Source organism: Streptomyces sp. NPDC007872 (assembly GCF_042868165.1).
Taxonomy (GTDB): Bacteria; Actinomycetota; Actinomycetes; order Streptomycetales; family Streptomycetaceae; genus Streptomyces.
In genome coordinates this window covers 331,645-348,327 of sequence record NZ_JBIAEA010000001.1, presented here as the reverse complement: position 1 = coordinate 348,327, position 16,683 = coordinate 331,645, and the positions used below count along the sequence as shown (strand labels likewise).

Sequence of the window (16,683 nt, the reverse complement as noted above, 5' to 3'; positions counted from 1 at the left end):
CCGCAAGCAAGGCTCACGTGTCCCGCAGGGGGAGACGTGAGGGCGGGGCATGCGCGGTCCCCGGGCGGGAGCCCCGGCCGTCGCCCAGGGCGCGGTCCAGGAGAGGCAGCAGGCGGTCCCAGTGGCGCTTCAGTCCGGAGGCGCTGAAAGCGCCGGTGTCGGACATGGTGAAGCCGTGGACGGTGCCGGGGTGGATCTCGGAGGCGTAGCCGACACCTGCGGCACCTCGCCGTGACACGGTGGACCAGCGGGCCGGGCGTCACCTCGGCCTGCCGGAACCGGACCTTCCGCCCCGCCCTTCAGTTCCGGCGCGGCTCCGTCCCGCCGTCCCCCCACCCCGCCAGGGCGATGTCGGTCCTGGACGCGGCGTTCAGCTTCCGCATGATGCGCGCCACGTGGTGCTCCACGGTCCGGGGGGAGAGGACCAGGCTCTCGGCGATGTCCCGGTTGGCCCGGCCCTGGACGACCAGCCGGGCCACCTCCTGCTCGCGCGGGGACAGTTGGTCGCCGTAGCCGAGACGGCCGCGGCGGTGGGTGGTGACGATGTCGTGGCGGCGCAGCAGCCGCCGGCAGCGGGCCACGTCCCAGCGGGCGTCGAGGCGCCGGTAGACCTCGACCACCTCCCGGACCTCGTCGGCCGCCGCCTCCCCCCGCAGACCGAGGAGACAGCGTCCGCGGGCCTCCGCCGCCCGGGCCGCGTCGAAGGGGCGGCCGAGCAGCCGCCACCGCGCCTCCGCGTCGGCCAGCAGCCCGACGGCCTCGTCCGGCCGGCCCCCGGCCTCGGCGAGCAGCGCCCGGCACACGGTCAGGGCGGCACGGGCGGCGGGCGCGTCGCCGCCGGCGATCCCGGCGGCGAAGTCGGCGACGACCCGGTGGGCCCGCGCGGTCTGCCCGCTGCCGTGCAGGGCCTCCACGGCGACGGGCAGCACCTCTCCCGCCCACACCCAGCCGCCGGTCCGTTCGAGCCGGTGCAGCACCTCCTCCACGGCCTCGCACGCCCGCCCCGGCCGTCCCGCCTCCAGATGGACGCGGGCCGTGGCGGCGGCGGAGGCGGTGAGGATGAGACCGGTGTCGTAACGGGTGGTGCGGGCGGCCTCGGCCAGGTCGTGGCGGGCCCGGGGGACGTCGCCCAGCACGTGCAGCGCGGTCAGCCCGCGGACCAGCATGGCCTCGGAGGTCAGGTCGGGTATCTCCCGATAGAGCCGGGCGGTGCGGTCGGCGGCCTCGTGCAGGCCCTGCCAGCGGCCCTCGTGCCAGGCGAGCACCAGCCGGGCGGTCTGGATCAGCCCCTCCAGGTAGGGGCTGCTGGACTCGGCGAGCCCGTCGGCGGCCCGGCCGAGGAACTCCCGGGCCCGCGCGCCGTATCCGAGGGCGCTGGAGGCGTGCGCCAGGTTGGTCCAGCCCCGGGCGTGGTGCGCGGTCTCCATCGCGGACCCGGCCGGACCGCGCAGCGCCTCGGCCGCGGTCCAGGCGCGCGGATCGCCGAGCAGCATCAGGGCGGTGGCACGGTTGGCGGCGACGGCGGCCCGGGCGACCGGGTCGACGACCCGGTCGGCGAGCGCCTCGCCGCGCTCCAGCCACTCCCGGTGGCGGTCGACGTGCCAGCCCTTGATGGAGGGGATGGCGGCGACGGCCATGGCGCGGGCGGCGGTCTGCGGGTCGGACGCCTCCAGGTCGGGGACGGCGCGGGCGACCTCGTTGAGGCTGTCGAGTGCCCCTCCGCTCTGGTTGCGCAGGACGACGCTCAGGTGCAGCCGGATCTCGCCGCGCAGTGGGGGCGGCGGGTCGTCCTCGTCGAGGACCCGGCGCACCGCGGCCACCACCGGCTCGCCGGCGCGGGCCAGTTGCGCGGTGCGGGCCAGTTTCACGGCGGTACGGATCCGGCCGCCGGCGCGCGGGTCCTCGGCGACGGCCCGGGTGTAGAGGCTGGTGGCGGTGGCGTAGTCGCCGGCGGCGGCCGCCCGGTCGGCGGCCGCGACGAGACAGCGCAGGCCCTCGCGCACCCGTCCGGCCGCCGCGTACAACCGGGCGAGGTCGGCCAGCGGCGCCGGTCCTCCGCCGCTCCGGCGCAGGGCCCGGGCGGCGCGCAGGCTCAACCGGGCGAGCAGCGGCCCGGAGAGGCGGTCCAGCGCGGCCCGGCGGTCCAGCGGGTGCCGGAAGACGGGGCACGGCCCGTCGGCCCGTAGCACGGACCGGCGTACGCACGCGTCCACGGCCGCCCCGGCCCGCTCGGGCGCGAGGTCCGCCACCTCGGCGAGCACGCCGACGGGCACCGCGAGACCGAGGACGGCCGCCGCCTCGACGATCCGCCGCGCGTCCCCGCCGAGCGGCGCGCACCGCCGGGCCAGCTCCCGCCGCACCCGAACGGGCACCCCGACCTCCCGCACGGCGGCACACACCGCCCCCACCACCTGCCCGTCCGGCCCCCTCGTCCCGTCGGACCGGGTCCCCGCCACCCGGCCGTCCGGCCCGGCCGACCAGCCGGCCCCGTCCGCCCGACGGCCCGGCACCTCGTCGACCCCGCCCGCACCGCCCCTCCGGCGGGGGCCGTCCTCCTCCCGCTCCCGCAGCAGTTCCCCGGCGCTCCGCAGCAGTTCCGCGGCGGCGCCCGGCAGGCCGCCGGTCAGTTCGTGGACGAGGGCGGTGAGTTCCTCCCGCTCGTCCGCCCGCCCCGGGCGGTGCGCGTCGAGCCATCGCCGTACGTACTCGCCCGTCTCCCCGGGCGTCCAGGGCCGGACGCCGATCTCCTCGACCCGCACCCCGTCCGGGACGCGGGCGCCGAGGACCGGCAGCCCGGCCGCCGCGTCCTCGGTGACGACGAGCCGCAGACCGGCCGGCGGCGCGCCCGTCAGGTGGTCGAGGAGCGCGAGGGTCGCGGGGTCCGCGTGGTGGACGTCCTCCACGACCAGCACGGCGTCCCCGACCGCCCCGAGGAGCGCCCCGATCGCCCGCGGCAGCAGCCCGCGCCGCACCTCCGGATCGTCCGCCGCGGCGGGCGGCGGCGGCAGCCGGTCGGCCAGTTCCGGTACGACCAGGCCGACGGCCCCGGTCACCGCCGGCAGCGCCCGGCCGGAGGGGCCGGGCCGGTACGGCAGCCCGGCCAGCGCGTCGGCGACCGGCCCGAGCGGCACCGTGTCCACCGCGTCGGGGCACGTTCCGCGCACCTGCGTCCACTCCGCGAACTCCGCCCCGCCGAGCACCTCGTCCACCAACCGGGACGTCCCCGTGCCCGCCCCTCCGCGTACGACGGTGAGGCCCGGCCCCGCCCGCAGCGCCCGCCGCAGCCGCCGCGCCTCCTCGGCCCGCCCGACGAATCCGGCCCCGCCGGCCGTCTCCCCGCCGTGTCCCGCACCGGGAGATCCCGTACCGGAAGACCCCGTACCGCAGGCCCCCGTACCGAAGGAACGTCTCTCCACGGCTCCGCCTCTCGCCGACCACTCGCCCGGAAGGCCTCCCGTACGACCGGGGCCGCCCGTTGGGCAGGTGGTCTACCCTCCGGACGGCCGCCGTCGCAATAGGGGTCCACCACCTACGGAATGCGGGCGGTCCCTCCCGCCCGCCCGCTCCCACTCTTTGGGTAGCGCTACGGATTGCGGGATTCCCCCCGCCCGGCCGAAGCTCTGGGCGGTCCGGCGACGCCGTTCCGCACCCCGCGGCCCCCAGCCTGCGGAGGTACGGGGACGGCCGCACCCCACGCGGTCGTCCGGCGTGGCCGGATCCGTGTCGCACGGGGTCGACTCCGTGCGACGCACCACCCCACACCCCACCGCCGTGGGCGCCGGCACCCGAAGGCGCCCGCACGGCCGCCCCGTCCGGGCGATTGTCATGATCCCGACAGGATCGTGTCCCGGCGATCCGGCGGCCGACCTCCGGACACGCGCCTCCCACCACCGACGGAGCGTGTCCGGAGCCCACCGGGGCGACGGGTGTCCCCCCTCCGGGCCCGAGCCGGGCCCGGACACCTCTCAAGGGAGAAACCATGGAGTTCGACGCTCGCGTCCTCCGGCGCCTGCTCGCCGTCGGCGCCAGTGCCGCCCTGCTCGCCGGGGCTGCCTCGACCGCCGGGGCCACGGCCGCCCCCGTACCGCCGGGCGGCGGCGAGGGCCGCATCGTCGGCGCGGACCGCCCCGGCGCGGTCGAAGGCTCCTACATCGTCACCTTCAAGGACTCGGTCGCCCGCGCCGACGTGCCCGCCTCCGCGAAGGCCCTGACCAAGCGCCACGCGGGCAGCCTGCGCTACACCTACACCGCCGCCCTGCGCGGCTTCGCGGCGAAGCTGACGGAGAGCGAGGCGAAGGAGCTGGCCGCCGACCCGTCGGTGGCCCGGGTGGAGGCCGACGCGGTGGCGTACGCCGTCGACACCCAGCCCAACCCGCCCTCCTGGGGCCTGGACCGCGTCGACCAGCGCGACCTGCCGGTCGACAAGAGCTACGCGTACTCCACCACCGCCTCCAACGTGAACGCGTACATCGTGGACACCGGCATCCGCATGAGCCACCGCGACTTCGGCGGCCGCGCGGTCAGCGGCTACGACTTCATCGACAACGACTCCAACGCCTCCGACTGCCAGGGCCACGGCACCCACGTCGCCGGCACCGTCGGCGGCGGCTCGTACGGCGTCGCCAAGGGCGTCAAGCTGATCGGCGTCCGGGTGCTGAACTGCCAGGGCACCTCCGGCGACACCTGGGCCCCGGTCCTCGCGGGCATCGACTGGGTCACCAAGAACGCGGCGAAGCCGGCCGTGGCCAACATGAGCATCGGCGGCGGCAAGACCCAGTCCGTCAACGACGCGGTGGCGGCCTCCATCGCCTCCGGCGTCACCTGGGTCGTGGCGGCGGGCAACAACAACGCCGACTCGTGTTCCTACTCGCCCTCCTCCACCCCGTCCGCCATCACGGTCGGCGCCACCAACAGCCGCGACGCCCGCGCCACCGGCTGGTCCAACGGCCAGGGCTCCAACTACGGCTCCTGCCTGGACATCTTCGCCCCCGGCGACAGCATCGTCTCCACGTCCAACTCCGGCGACACCGCCTCCCAGTCGATGAGCGGCACGTCCATGGCGTCCCCGCACGTCGCCGGCGCGGCCGCCCTGCTCCTGGCCGCCAACCCGACCTGGACCCCGGCCCAGGTCCGCGACAAGCTGGTCGCCGACGCCACCTCCGGCAAGGTCACCGACCCCCGCACCGGCTCCCCGAACAAGCTCCTCTACACCGGCACCGGCAGCACCACCCCGCCGCCCACCGGCAGCAAGTTCGAGAACACCGACGACGTCCAGATCCGTGACAACGCCACCGTCGAGTCGCCGGTCACCGTCTCCGGCGTCACCGGCAACGCCCCCGCGAACCTGGCCGTCACCGTCGACATCCGCCACACCTTCCGCGGCGACCTGAAGGTCGAACTGGTCGCCCCCGACGGCGGCGTGTTCGTCCTCAAGAACTACGACTCCTCCGACGGCGCCGACAACGTCCAGGGCACGTTCACGGTCAACGCCTCCGGCAAGACCGCCAACGGCACCTGGAAGCTCCGCGTCACCGACAACTGGGTCAACGACACCGGTTACGTCAACGCCTGGTCGCTCCAGTTCTGACCTCGCGCCTCCCCGCATCACCCCGCACCCCCCGGAGCAGAACCGCTCCGGGGGGTGCGGGCCGTCCCGCCGGACCGGGGGCGGCTGGCGCGGCGGCGTCCGCCGATGTGAGGATGACGCCATGTATGCGGTCCCCGAGGGAAAAGTGCACCTCACCCGGCACGAGCAGGTCTTCCTGATCACGATGCGCGGTGAGATGGATCATGACGACGCGGAAGACGTCGAGGCCGCCTGGGTGGCGGCCGGCGAGGCGGCCTCCCCGATGACGGCGGTGGACCTCTCCCGGGTGACGTTCGCCGACAGCATGCTCCTCAACGCCCTGCTCGACGCCCGGCGCCGCCACCTGGCGGACGGGCGCGAACTGGTGCTGATCGGGCCCCTCCACTCCGCGGTGCGGCGGCTCCTGGACGTCAGCGGGACCCTCGACCACTTCCGGATCGTCAGCACCGGCCCCTCCCCGGCGAGCTGAGGCCCGCGGTCCGCGGCAGGGGAGGGGCGCCGCCCGCGCCGGTCAGCCGGGCGGCGGACCGGTCAGGTGGTCCAGCACGTTGGTGATCTGGAGCATGCGCTCCAGGAAGTCCGGACGGTTGTCCAGGAACAGGGTGGCCCCGAGCGCACTGGCCCGGCGGTGGACGAGCAGCAGGGCGGACAGGCCCGAGGAGTCGATGTACGTCAGACCGCCGAAGTCGAGGCGTATGCCCCGGGGCGGCGGTCCGTCGCCCGTCAGGCTCCCGGTGACCGCCTCGACCAGCTCGTCGCAGGTGTCGTAGTCGAAGTCCCCGCTCACGCGCACGTACAGCGAGTCGGACTTCCGGACGAGGTCGAGGGCGAATTCGGTGGAGGTGAAGTCGTTCATGAGCGGGGGCCGGGGACGGAACGGGCGGCGTGCTCGGCCAGGGCCGCCGCTCCCCGCTCGATCGCGTGCGTCGCGCGGGGGAAGTCACGCAGTTGCCCGGCCAGGACGTCCAGGCCGGCCACGAGGGAACGGGTGGGGACGTGGCGGGCCCCGAGGACGTCGGCGGTCCAGGTGAGGAACGTGGTGAACAGCTCGGGGTCGTCCACGTAGAGGGCGGTGGCCAGGAACCCGACGATGTGCGCGATGTCCTCCGCCGTGCGCTCGCGCTCGAGGTCGTCGTAGGCGCGCATCGGGGGGAACCGGTCCTCCAGACCGGCCAGGGTCTGCCTGACCAGGCGGTGCCGGGCGCGGGCCACCATCGTGTACTCCTGGTCGGCCAGGTGCGGCAGGTCGTCCACCGCCTGCCGGCCGGCCGACGCGTCCGGCCTGGGCAGGCCCTCGTCCAGGACCGCGAGCGCGCCGCGCGCGTCGGGCGCCCACCGGTCGGCGCGCAGCGTGCGCGCGTACCGGCCGTCGGGGCCGAAGGCGCGCCCGCCCGTCAGGACCGGGACGCCCACGGCCTGGCAGGCGGTGATGGCGGCGTGGGCGGTCGGCAGGTGGGTCGGGATCGACCCGGACAGCAGGACGGCGTCGGGGTTGCTCTGGTGCAGATGGGCGACCAGGTGCGGGGTCGGGGTCTGCGCCCCCAGGTAGTCGACCCGCCACCCGTGCAGGGAGAGGACCTCCGCGACGAGGCGGGCGGGGAAGGCGTGCCACTCGCCGTCGACGCAACTGATCGTGACGCGGCCCCGTGAGGACATGGCGCGGCCGCGCGTGCGGCGGTGCGCCAGGGAGGCGACGATGCGCTCGTTGATGGCGGTGACGGCGTGCTCCTGTGCCACGGTGATGCGGTCGGCGGCCCATTCGACGCCGACCTTCGCCTGGACCGGCGCGAGCACGTCGAGGAGCAGGGTCTCCTCCGGCACGCCCGTGTCGAGTGCCTCGTGGACGACCGAGGCGGCGGCGGGCTCGTCGCCCTCCACCGCTGCCCTCCACAGCCGTTCCACCACCGTGTCCGTCGCGGTGGCCTGTCTCACGTGTTCCTCCCGCCGTACCGGCCGTACCCGTCGCCCGTGGTGAGCGACGAGGTCCTGGGGGCGGTGATCGCCACGACGGCCATGTCGTCGTGGCGCCCTTCGTGGAGCCATTGGGCGGCCAGCATCTGTATCCGCTCCACGACCGCCTCCGCCTGCATGCCCGCACACTCCGCCAGGGCCCTCTTCAGGCGTTCCGTGCCCAGGAACTCGTCCCCGAGGGGACCGCCCCGCGCCTCGACGATGCCGTCGGTGTAGAGCAGGCACGTCTCCCCGGGGGCGAGCACGGTCTCCACCGTACGGGCCTCGACGGTCGGCAGCGCGCCGACCAGGGTGCCGCGGGTGGCGATCTCCTCCACCGTGCCGTCGGCGCGGGCGAGGAGCGGCGGGAGGTGCCCGGCGCTGGTCAGGCGCAGCAGCGCCCGGCCGTCCCGGTGGTGCACGGAGACGAGGACGAGGGTGGCGAAGCGGGTGTGGTGCGAGGAGAGCAGTGCGCCGTTGAGCAGGTTCAGGACCCGCTGGTGGTCCTCGGCCAGGGGGAGCAGGGCGTGCAGGGTGTTGCGGATCTTGCCGGTCAGGACCGCCGCGTCCAGGCCCTTGCCCGCGACGTCGCCCAGGACGACGAGGGTCTCCCGGGAGGGGTCGGCGCCGGGGTGGACGTCGTAGAAGTCCCCGCCGACCCGTTCGTGGTCCTTCGAGGCGCGGTAGCCGCCGGCGTACTCCACCCCGTGGACGTGGTGCAGCGCCGGCGGCAGCAGTTCGCGCATCAGCGTGGCGGTGACGGCGGCCTGCTCGGTGTAGAGGCGGGCCGCGGACAGGGCGGCCCCGGCCCGCGCGGCGAACAGGCGCGCGAAGACCTCCTCGTTCTCGCTGAAGGCCCGTTCGGTGCTGGAGCGCAGCAGGATGAGAGCTCCGGCGGGCACCCCGTGGCCGGGGAGGGGCGTGACGATGACGGAACCGACCGGCGAGGCGAAGCCCTCGGGGACCACCCAGTCGGGGAGGTCGGCGGGGTCGATCCAGCGGGCCGGCACGGGCGGGAAGCCCTGCAGGGCCTCGGCGAGACCCGGTACGGCGGAGACGTCGACCTGCCGGACGGTCTGCGTGACGGGGCCGCCCCGGCGGGCGAAGGTCAGCGGGTGGCGCCGGCCCTGGGGCGGCGCCACGAGCACGGCGGCCTCGGCGAGGTGCTCCGCGGCCATCGAGGCGGCCATCTCCATGCAGCGCCCCACGTTCAGTGTGGACAGGAGCGAGCCGGAGACCTCGGCGAGGATCCCGGACCGTGTCCGTACGTCGGCCAGGGCCGTCTCGGCGAAGCGGCGATCGGTCTCGTCGACCAGCCACCAGACCACGTCGCCGTCGTCGCCGGTCGTGGGGTGCGCCTCCATGAGGCGGTCGCGGATGCGTCCGGTCAGCGGCCCGGACCCGGGGGCCGACAGTCCGTCACAGATGCGCCGGTGGGCGTCCGCCAGCCAGGACGGCACCCGTTCGTGCAGCCAGTCGCCGCTCGCGGCGTCGGGCAGGAGGAGCCGGGCGGCCTCGTTGATCCGTACGAGACCGCCGTGCCGGTCCACGACCAGTACGGGATAGGGGGCCTCGATCCACGAGGCGCCGACCTGGAGGCCGGCACCGGACGGACGGGCGGAGGAACCGCGGGGAGCAGACACAGAAGGAGGCACGCGGGCGCGCGCCTCACCACCTTCCTACAGGGACGACAGTTGTCCTGGGGCAACCGTCTCGTACCCGCCCCCGCCCTCGCAACCCGTGCCGCATATGCACATACAAGCCTCACAAAGTGAGGGAACGTGGCACACCGGTCATGCGCACCGCCATCAGCGCGATGTCGTCCTCCCCGTTGGGCGGGAACGCCTCCAGGAGCCCGTCGCAGATCTCCTCCACGTCCGCCGGGAGGCCGCCGAGGACGGACTCCATGCGTTCGAGGGAGAGCCCCAGGTGCTCGTGGCGGCGTTCGATCAGCCCGTCGGTGGTCATGACGAGGATCGAGCCGGGCGGGGCCTCCACCGCGGTGCTCACCGGGTGGGGGAGGCCTATGCCCAGGAGCGGCCCGTGCTCATCCAGCGAACGCACGTTCCCGTCGGGGGTGCGCAGCAGCGGCGGCAGGTGGCCGGCGTTGGCGATGTGCAGCAGACCGGTCGCCTCGTCGATGAAGACGATGCACAGGGTGAGGGTCAACCGCGCCCGGACGGCCGCCAGCAGGTGGTCGAGGCGCCCGAGGATGTCGTGGGGCGGGTGGCCCTCGATGGCGTAGGCGCGCAGGGCGTGCCGGACCTGCCCCATGAGCATGGCGGCGTCGAGGGAGTGCCCCGCGACGTCGCCGACGGCGAGCAGGAGGCCTCCCCGGGTGGGAAGGGCCTCGTAGAAGTCCCCGCCGATCTCCGCGTGGTCGCTGGCGGGCAGGTAGCGCACCGCGAGGTCGGCGAGGTGCGAGTCGGGCAGCGTCTCCGGCAGGAAGCTCCGCTGGAGGGTCAGCGCCAGGTCGTGCTCCTCGGTGTAGCTCCGCAGGGCCTCCAGGGCGAGGGCGCACGCCTGGGCCAGTTGGGTCAGGAGCTGCTCGTCGTCGGGGGTCGAGACCGCCTCCGCGGGGACCGCGAGGCACACCGGCTGCCGGCCGGGCTTGGCGCGCGTCACGGCCACGGCGATCCTGTCGCGGGGCGCGAACCCCTGCGGGAAACCGGGCCACTCGTGGGCGTGGACCGTGACCAGCCGCGCCCCGGTGCGGTCTCCGAACTCGTGGTACGGAGACAGGTCCCGGGCGTCGAGCCGCACGTCGACGACGTTGTCGGAGGAGGCCTGCCCGCCCGCGCCGCCGCCGGCCGCCGAGGCCGGCTCCCCGTGCGGGGAGATGATCGACGCCACGGCGGGCGCCCCCAGGACGATCGCCGCGCCCCGGGCGGCCGCACGGGCGACCCCGGCGGCGCTGTCCGCGCTGTAGAGGAGCAGGGTCGCCTCGTTCAGGTGCAGCAGGCGGTCCGCGAGGCGCTCGGCCCGGCGGCGCGCCCGCGCGTAGCGCAGGGTGGCCGTCACGGTGGCGAGGAGCTCGTCCGGGGCGATGGGCTCCGTCAGATAGGCGTCCGCCCCGCGGTTGAGTCCCTGGGTGCGGTCGTCGACGGTGATGGCGGACGCCGAGACGTGCAGGACGGGGAGGGCCGCCGTCGCGGGATCGGCCTTGATGCGCTCACAGACCTCGAAACCGGTCATGTCGGGCAGCCGCACGTCGATGACGGCCACCTCCGGCAGGGTCTCGGCGTCCTTGAGCAGCGCGAGCGCCCCGGTGCCGTCCTCCGCCTCCACGACGGTGTGGCCCGCGCGGGACAGCGTGGTCCTCAGGACGTAGCGGTTGGTCGGGTTGTCGTCCACGACCAGGACGCGCGCGGGCGAGTGGTCGGAAGGGGACGGGCCTGCGATCACGGCGTGGCTCCTGCGGACGTGTGCTGCTCACCGGCCTCCGCCGGAGGGGTGCGGTCGGGCCCGGCCGGGTCGAGGGCCAGGGCCAGGGAGATGCGTTCGGGCGTCAGGTGCGTCTTGCCCAGGACGGCCCGCGCGTGGGTGAGACGGGAGCGGTCCACATCACCGGGGTCGGTCGAGGTGAGGACCACGACCGGGATGTGCGCGGTCTCCGGGTCGCGGGCCAGGGCCTGGAGGAGCACGTACCCGTCGGGGGCCGGCATCGCCAGGTCGATCAGGACCGCGTCGGGCCGCTCCGCGCGGATGACGTCGACGGCCCGCGAGCTGACCGACACCTCCGTCACCTTCCGCGCGACCCGGTCCAGGACCGGCCGGAGCAGCTCGATGAACGTCCGGTCGTCGTCCACGACGACCAGCGACCCCGTCCGGACGCCGTCGGCCCCGGGCTGCGGCGCGTCCGGGGCGGTGAGGTCGTGACGGGCCGGGATCTCCACCCGCACCGCCGTCCCCGCGCCCGGTTCGCTGGTCAGCGTGAGGACGCCGCCCAGCAGGCTGGTCAGCCTGCGGGCGTAGGGCAGGCCCAGGCCGGTGCCCGGCTGCCCCCGCTGGTGGGTGCCCAGGACCTGGTAGAACTCCTCGAAGACGCGGTCCTGCTGGTCCTGGGGGATCCCGATGCCCGTGTCGGTGGTGGTGAAGACGAACCAGGGCCGTCCGGCCCGGTCCTCGACCGCGACCGCGAGGCGGACCTCGCCGGCCGTGGTGAACTTCAGGCCGTTGGACAGGACGTTGCGCAGGACGCGCGTGAGCATGACCTCGTCGGTGACGAGTTCCGGCACGTCCTCCACGTCGGGTATGTCGAGCCGCACCCCGTCGCGGGCCATGCTCCGCAGCGTGCCGCGCAACTGGTGCAGCAGGGTCCGCAGGTCGGTGGGGACCAGATGGGGTTCGAGGCGTCCCGACTCGGCCTTGGCCACGTCCAGGAGTTCCTCGACCAGGGCCAGGAGCGTGCTGCCGGAGCCGGCGATCAGGGACATCTGCTGGCGCTGCTCGTCGGTCAGCGGATCGGCGTCGGGCGCGAGCAGCAGGCGGGCCAGGGCGATGACCGAGTTGACCGGGGCCCGCAGCTCGTGGCTCACGTTGGCCCAGAAGCGGGTCTTGGCCTCGCTCGCCAGACGGAGCTGGCGGGACTTGTCCTCCAGCTCGGCGTAGAGGGCCACCACGCCGGTGTTCGTCTCCTCCAGCTCCGCGGACAGCTCGCTGTAGAGGGCCACCACCCCCTTGTTGGTCTCCTCCAGCTCGGCGTTCAGCCGCTGCAGCTCCTCCTGCTGGGCCCGCGACTCCTCCAGGGCCTGGAGGAGCTGGCGGTTCTGGGTCCGCAGCTCCTCGCCCATGCTGAGGTCTCCCGAGTCGTGGAGCGCCGTACGGGCGCGCTCCGCCCTCTCCCCGGGGAGCCCGGGGGAGGCGGGCAGCCGCTGCCCGACCGTCAACGCGTGCTCTCCGGACGACGCGGTGTAGCAGCAGTGGTCCAGGAGCCGCTCGGCGGCGTCGAGCGCGTCCCGGCCGGGGACACGGGGGCCGCTCCAGGTGAAACGGGCACGGAAGAGGGCGGCCTCCCGGAGGGAGCTCGCCACGTGCAGGTCCACGCGGAGCCCCGGGGCTCCCAGGAGATCACGTCCCACCTCGCTCAGTACCGTCACCACTCGCACCAGTTCGTGCCCCTCCAGGCCCAGGGCCCGGCACACCAACTGTCCGCGCCTGCGCAGTTCAAACCCGTCCCGTTCGACGGCCAGCGGAAGGACGCAGAGGCTGTCGGAGTGCGTCCGACTCATCCGCGGGCCGCCCGCGCGACGACGACGCCGGCGTCGTCGCGGCGCACCCCGGCCTGCCCGAGGAGCTGGGCCGCGACGAGGGCCGGCTGCCGGGCGAACAGGCCCGGGAGACCGGTCGGCGACCAGCGGTCGCTCAGGCCGTCGGAGTGCAGGACGAGGACCGCGCCGGGATCCAGGGCGGTCCGGAAGGTCCGCAGCGCGGGCATCTGGTGGCCCACGATCCCGGGGAGGGACAGCAGGGTGCTCCGCTTCTCGCCGCCGACGACGAAGGCGCTGATGTTGCCGACCCCGCAGTGCTCGACGGTCCCCCGGGAGAAGTCGGCCCGGGCGACCGTGACCGCCGCGCCCCGGCTGCCCCGCAGCTCGGTGTGGAGGACCCGGACGACGTCCTGGGGGCTCCCGTGGGGGCCCGTCCGGAAGGCGGCCCGGGCGCGCTCGCCGGCGAGCGCCGCCAGCGGGCCGTGACCCAGCCCGTCGCACATCATCACCGTGACCGCCCGCGCCCCGTCGGGGCCGTGCTCGGTGCGCGCGGCCCAGGTGTCCCCGCAGACCTCCTCGCCGCTGATCGGGCGGGTCAGACCGGCGACCTCGGGCTCGTCGGCCCCGGGGAGCGGACCGGGGCCGTCCCCCGACCAGAACCGCGCGAGCAGGGCCGTGCCCCGGCCGGGCAGGGAGTGGACGTCGAAGACGTCGGCGAACCGCGCGATCGCCCCCATGCCCACGCCCAGGGTGCCGCTGCCGGACACGCCGTCCGTGAGCGCGCTGCCCACGTCGGCCATGCCCGGGCCGCTGTCCAGGGAGAGGAGCTCGAGGGCGGCGCGGCCCCGGAGGGTGGTCACCCGCAGGGCCAGGGCGCCGTCCTGGACGTGCTTCTGCAGATTGGTGGCCGCCTCCGTCACGGCGATCTCGATCTCCGCCCCGCGGACCGGATCCATGCCGATGCGCCGGGCAAGGCGCGCCGCCTCCCGCCGGGCGGCCGCGGCCACGGCGACGTCGAGGCGCAGCCACACGACGTCCTCGGCCTCGATCTCGTAACCGGACACCGGGTTCACCGCGCCCACTTCAGCACCGTCACCGTCGTTCCGGCGCCGGGCGCCGAATCCAGCTCGAACTCGTCGACCAGGCGCCGCGCGCCGCTGAGGCCGAGACCCATCCCGCTGCCCGACGTCCAGCCGTCGGTCAGCGCCTGCTCGATGTCCGGGATGCCCGGGCCGGTGTCCGAGAAGCTCACCCAGACGCCGACGCGCGCCATGTCGCGGACGATGGCCGCACGCGCCGTGCCGCCCCCTCCGTAGATGAGGGTGTTGCGGCCCAGCTCACTGGCGGCCGTGACCAGCTTGGTCTGGTTGACCAGCGACAGGCCGGCCTGCTGGGCGAGGACGCGCACCGCCTGGCGGGCCTTGACGACGTCGCCGCTGGACCGGATCTCCACTTCCTCGCGGGAGGCCTCGTCGGCCGGGTACTCCTTCACGGGCGTGCCGGAGGTGTGTCCTGCGCCCGCCGCAGATAGCCCAGCCCGAGTTCCAGATTGAGCGCCGTGCGGACGCCGCCCAGCGACAGGCCGAGCTCCACCAGCGTCATGGCGACGGCCGGGCGCATGCCGACGACGACCGTCTCCGCGCCGAGGACGCGGGAGATGGCGGCCGTGGTGGCCAGCATGCGGCCGACGAACGAGTCGACGATCTCCAGGGCCGAGATGTCGATGACCACGCCCCGGGCACCGGTCGCGACGATCTGCTGGGAGAGGTCGTCCTGGAGGTCGAGCACCATCTGGTCCTCGAGGTCCACCTGGATCGAGACCAGGAGGATGTCGCCGATCTTCAGGACGGGTACGCGGTCGCTCACAGCAGGCCCGCCGGACGGGTCGCGGTGGCCTTGTCGATCTCCACGAGCGCGTGGCGCAGGGCGTCGGCCAGGGTCGCCTTCGTGGGGATGTCGCCGAACTCGATGCCCAGGGCGACGATGGTCTGCGCGATCTGCGGCCGGATGCCGGAGATGGTGCACTCCGCACCCATCATCCGCGCGGCGACCACGGTCTTGAAGAGGTGCTGCGCGACCTGGGTGTCGACGGCCGGCACACCGGTGATGTCGATGATCGCGTGCGCGGAGTTGGACTCCACGAGGGCCTGGAGCAGCTTCTCCATGACCACCTGGGTGCGCGCGGAGTCGAGCGTCCCGACGAGCGGCACGCCCACCACCCCGTCCCACAGCTTCACCACGGGGGTGGACAGCTCCAGGAGCTGCTGGGACTGCGCGGAGATGATCTCCTCGCGGGTCCGGGCGTACTCCTCCACCGTGAACAGGCCGAGGTCGTCCAGGAGGCGGGAGAACTGCAGGTAGGCGCGCACGTCCTCGACGGATCCGCCGAGGAAGGGCTCGAGCACCTCCTTGAGCGCGAAGACGCTCACGGCGGTCTCGGTCGGGGTGAACCCCTGCCGGGCCCGGGTCCGCGACAGCTCGACGAGGAGGCTGCGCACGACGCCGAACCGGTCGCCGCGGCCGGACAGACCGCCCTGCGAGACGGCCTCGGTGATCGCGTCGTAGAGCTCGCCCAGCTCCCGGCCGAGCTCCGCGGTGCTCACGCGCCCCCGCAACGAAGCTCCGACGGTCTGCTCCCACTGCGCCACCAGTTCCGACTGCCGCGTGGTCAGTAGTTCCAGCAACCGCTTCGAGTCCTCGTTGTCCATGGGCCTTCCCCTCACTTCTCCTGCCGTCCTGAATCCGTGCTGACCATACGTCACTGGCCTCCCGTGCCGTTCACGTGCCTCCCACCCTCCGTACGGACCGGGGGCGGCACGCCCACACCCCTGGCGACACCTGCCCCCGATTCCCGTTCCCACACCTGCGCCGAGATTTTCGCCACGTCCCGGATCCGTGGGACGGGGGTGGGGCAATCGGCGCAGCCGGGGCGGCGGCCCGCCGGGTCCGGTGGTGCCATGGACGGGTCCCCGTGACCGGCGGGGGAGGGCCGGGGAAGACCCGGCGCACCGCTTGGAGGAGCATGTCCCACCACAACCCCCTGCGGGGACGGACGGCGGTCGTGACGGGCGCGGCGCGCGGCCTGGGGGCCGGCCTCGCCAGGGAGCTGGCCGGCCGGGGCATGCGGATCGCCCTGCTCGGCCGGGAGAGCGAGACCCTGGAGAGGGTGGCGCGGGAGCTGCCCCCCGGGAGCCGCTGCTACGAGGTCGACGTCACGGACGACGACCTGATGGAGCGGACGGCCCGCCGGGTGACGCACGACATGGGGGAGCCCTCCGTCGTGATCGCCAACGCCGGCGTCGCCGAGGGCGGCCCGTTCACCGCCTCCGACCCCGGGACGTGGAACCGGGTCGTCGAGGTGAACCTCCTGGGCAGTGCCACCACGGCCAGGGTGTTCCTGCCCGCCCTGCTGGCCTCGCGGGGCTACTTCCTCCAGGTCGCCTCGACCGCGGCCTTCGGATCGGCCCCCATGATGAGCGCCTACTGCGCGTCGAAGGCCGGCGCCGAGTCGTTCGCCCAGTCGCTGCGCGCGGAGTGCGCCCACCGGGGCGTCGGCGTCGGCATCGCGTACCTGCACTGGACGGACACCGACATGGTGCGGGACGTGGACGCCCACGACGTCCTGCGGGAACTCCGCGCCCACATGCCGCGCCCCGCGCGCAAGGTGTACCCCGTGGAGAAGGTGGCCTCGTGGCTGGCCGAGGCGGTCCGCCGCCGTTCCGCCACCGTCTACGCGCCCCCGTGGCTGCGCCTCGTGCAGCCCGTCCGTCCCTTCCTCCCGCTGCTCGTCGCGTGGTCCTCGGCGAGGACCCTCCCCCGTCTGGAGGAAAGGGGCGCCCTGCGTCCCACCGGCCTGCTCGGGCCCGGTGGCCTCGCCGCCCGGGAGGGGCCGGAGCCCGGCGGCCACCGCTGACCGGGTGGTCCCGGCCGGACTCC

Annotated in this window: 13 protein-coding genes and 1 pseudogene; 3 read left to right on the top strand and 11 right to left on the bottom strand. The window is 74.7% G+C overall.

The window, feature by feature from the left end; translation table 11 throughout:
- Positions 1-13: 13 nt before the first annotated feature.
- A pseudogene (locus tag ACFYNX_RS01510) lies at positions 14-223 on the bottom strand (hypothetical protein); the annotation flags it as partial.
- Between the two features lie 76 nt (positions 224-299).
- Positions 300-3,416 carry a LuxR C-terminal-related transcriptional regulator gene (locus ACFYNX_RS01505; RefSeq protein WP_388656422.1) on the bottom strand — a complete coding sequence of 1,039 codons (3,117 nt, stop codon included), beginning with the start codon at positions 3,414-3,416 and terminating at the stop codon, positions 300-302.
- 563 nt (positions 3,417-3,979) lie between these two features.
- Between ACFYNX_RS01505 and ACFYNX_RS01500 the strand changes: the two genes are divergently transcribed.
- Positions 3,980-5,587 carry a S8 family peptidase gene (locus tag ACFYNX_RS01500; RefSeq protein ID WP_388656419.1) on the top strand — a complete coding sequence of 536 codons (1,608 nt, stop codon included), beginning with the start codon at positions 3,980-3,982 and terminating at the stop codon, positions 5,585-5,587.
- A 121-nt stretch (positions 5,588-5,708) separates the two neighbouring features.
- Positions 5,709-6,056 carry an STAS domain-containing protein gene (locus ACFYNX_RS01495; RefSeq protein WP_388656416.1) on the top strand — a complete coding sequence of 116 codons (348 nt, stop codon included), beginning with the start codon at positions 5,709-5,711 and terminating at the stop codon, positions 6,054-6,056.
- A gap of 42 nt (positions 6,057-6,098) precedes the next feature.
- Here ACFYNX_RS01495 and ACFYNX_RS01490 read toward each other — a convergent pair whose 3' ends face one another.
- From ACFYNX_RS01490 to ACFYNX_RS01450, 9 genes are all read right to left on the bottom strand, one after another.
- Positions 6,099-6,443: an STAS domain-containing protein gene (locus tag ACFYNX_RS01490; protein WP_388656414.1), complete on the bottom strand. Its 345-nt coding sequence runs from the start codon at positions 6,441-6,443 to the stop codon at positions 6,099-6,101.
- The gene (locus ACFYNX_RS01485; protein ID WP_388656411.1) at positions 6,440-7,519 is read right to left on the bottom strand and encodes a B12-binding domain-containing protein; all 1,080 of its coding nucleotides are present in this window, start codon (positions 7,517-7,519) and stop codon (positions 6,440-6,442) included. Before ACFYNX_RS01485 ends, ACFYNX_RS01490 begins: the two co-directional genes overlap by 4 nt.
- Positions 7,516-9,180, bottom strand: a complete 1,665-nt coding sequence (locus ACFYNX_RS01480) for a PP2C family protein-serine/threonine phosphatase (RefSeq protein ID WP_388656408.1) — start codon at positions 9,178-9,180, stop codon at positions 7,516-7,518. The genes ACFYNX_RS01485 and ACFYNX_RS01480 overlap by 4 nt, the downstream gene beginning before the upstream one ends.
- Positions 9,181-9,301: 121 nt before the next feature.
- Positions 9,302-10,942, bottom strand: coding sequence for a SpoIIE family protein phosphatase (locus tag ACFYNX_RS01475; RefSeq protein ID WP_388656405.1), 1,641 nt, complete (start codon positions 10,940-10,942; stop codon positions 9,302-9,304).
- A complete protein-coding gene (locus ACFYNX_RS01470; RefSeq protein ID WP_388656402.1) occupies positions 10,939-12,768 on the bottom strand; it encodes an ATP-binding protein in 1,830 nt (609 codons plus the stop codon). The genes ACFYNX_RS01475 and ACFYNX_RS01470 overlap by 4 nt, the downstream gene beginning before the upstream one ends.
- Positions 12,765-13,820: an ATP-binding protein gene (locus tag ACFYNX_RS01465; RefSeq protein WP_388657794.1), complete on the bottom strand. Its 1,056-nt coding sequence runs from the start codon at positions 13,818-13,820 to the stop codon at positions 12,765-12,767. Before ACFYNX_RS01465 ends, ACFYNX_RS01470 begins: the two co-directional genes overlap by 4 nt.
- Entirely contained in the window at positions 13,817-14,239 is a 423-nt protein-coding gene (locus ACFYNX_RS01460) for an anti-sigma regulatory factor (protein ID WP_388656399.1), read from the bottom strand. Before ACFYNX_RS01460 ends, ACFYNX_RS01465 begins: the two co-directional genes overlap by 4 nt.
- Entirely contained in the window at positions 14,236-14,613 is a 378-nt protein-coding gene (locus ACFYNX_RS01455; RefSeq protein ID WP_062757357.1) for an STAS domain-containing protein, read from the bottom strand. The genes ACFYNX_RS01460 and ACFYNX_RS01455 overlap by 4 nt, the downstream gene beginning before the upstream one ends.
- Positions 14,610-15,455 (bottom strand): STAS domain-containing protein, encoded by an 846-nt coding sequence (locus ACFYNX_RS01450; protein ID WP_365540655.1) that lies wholly within the window; start codon positions 15,453-15,455, stop codon positions 14,610-14,612. The genes ACFYNX_RS01455 and ACFYNX_RS01450 overlap by 4 nt, the downstream gene beginning before the upstream one ends.
- A gap of 314 nt (positions 15,456-15,769) precedes the next feature.
- On the opposite strand from ACFYNX_RS01450, the gene ACFYNX_RS01445 reads away from it, so the two are divergent.
- On the top strand, positions 15,770-16,660 hold the full coding sequence (locus ACFYNX_RS01445; RefSeq protein ID WP_388656396.1) for an SDR family oxidoreductase: 891 nt from the start codon (positions 15,770-15,772) through the stop codon (positions 16,658-16,660).
- The last annotated feature ends 23 nt before the right edge of the window (positions 16,661-16,683 follow it).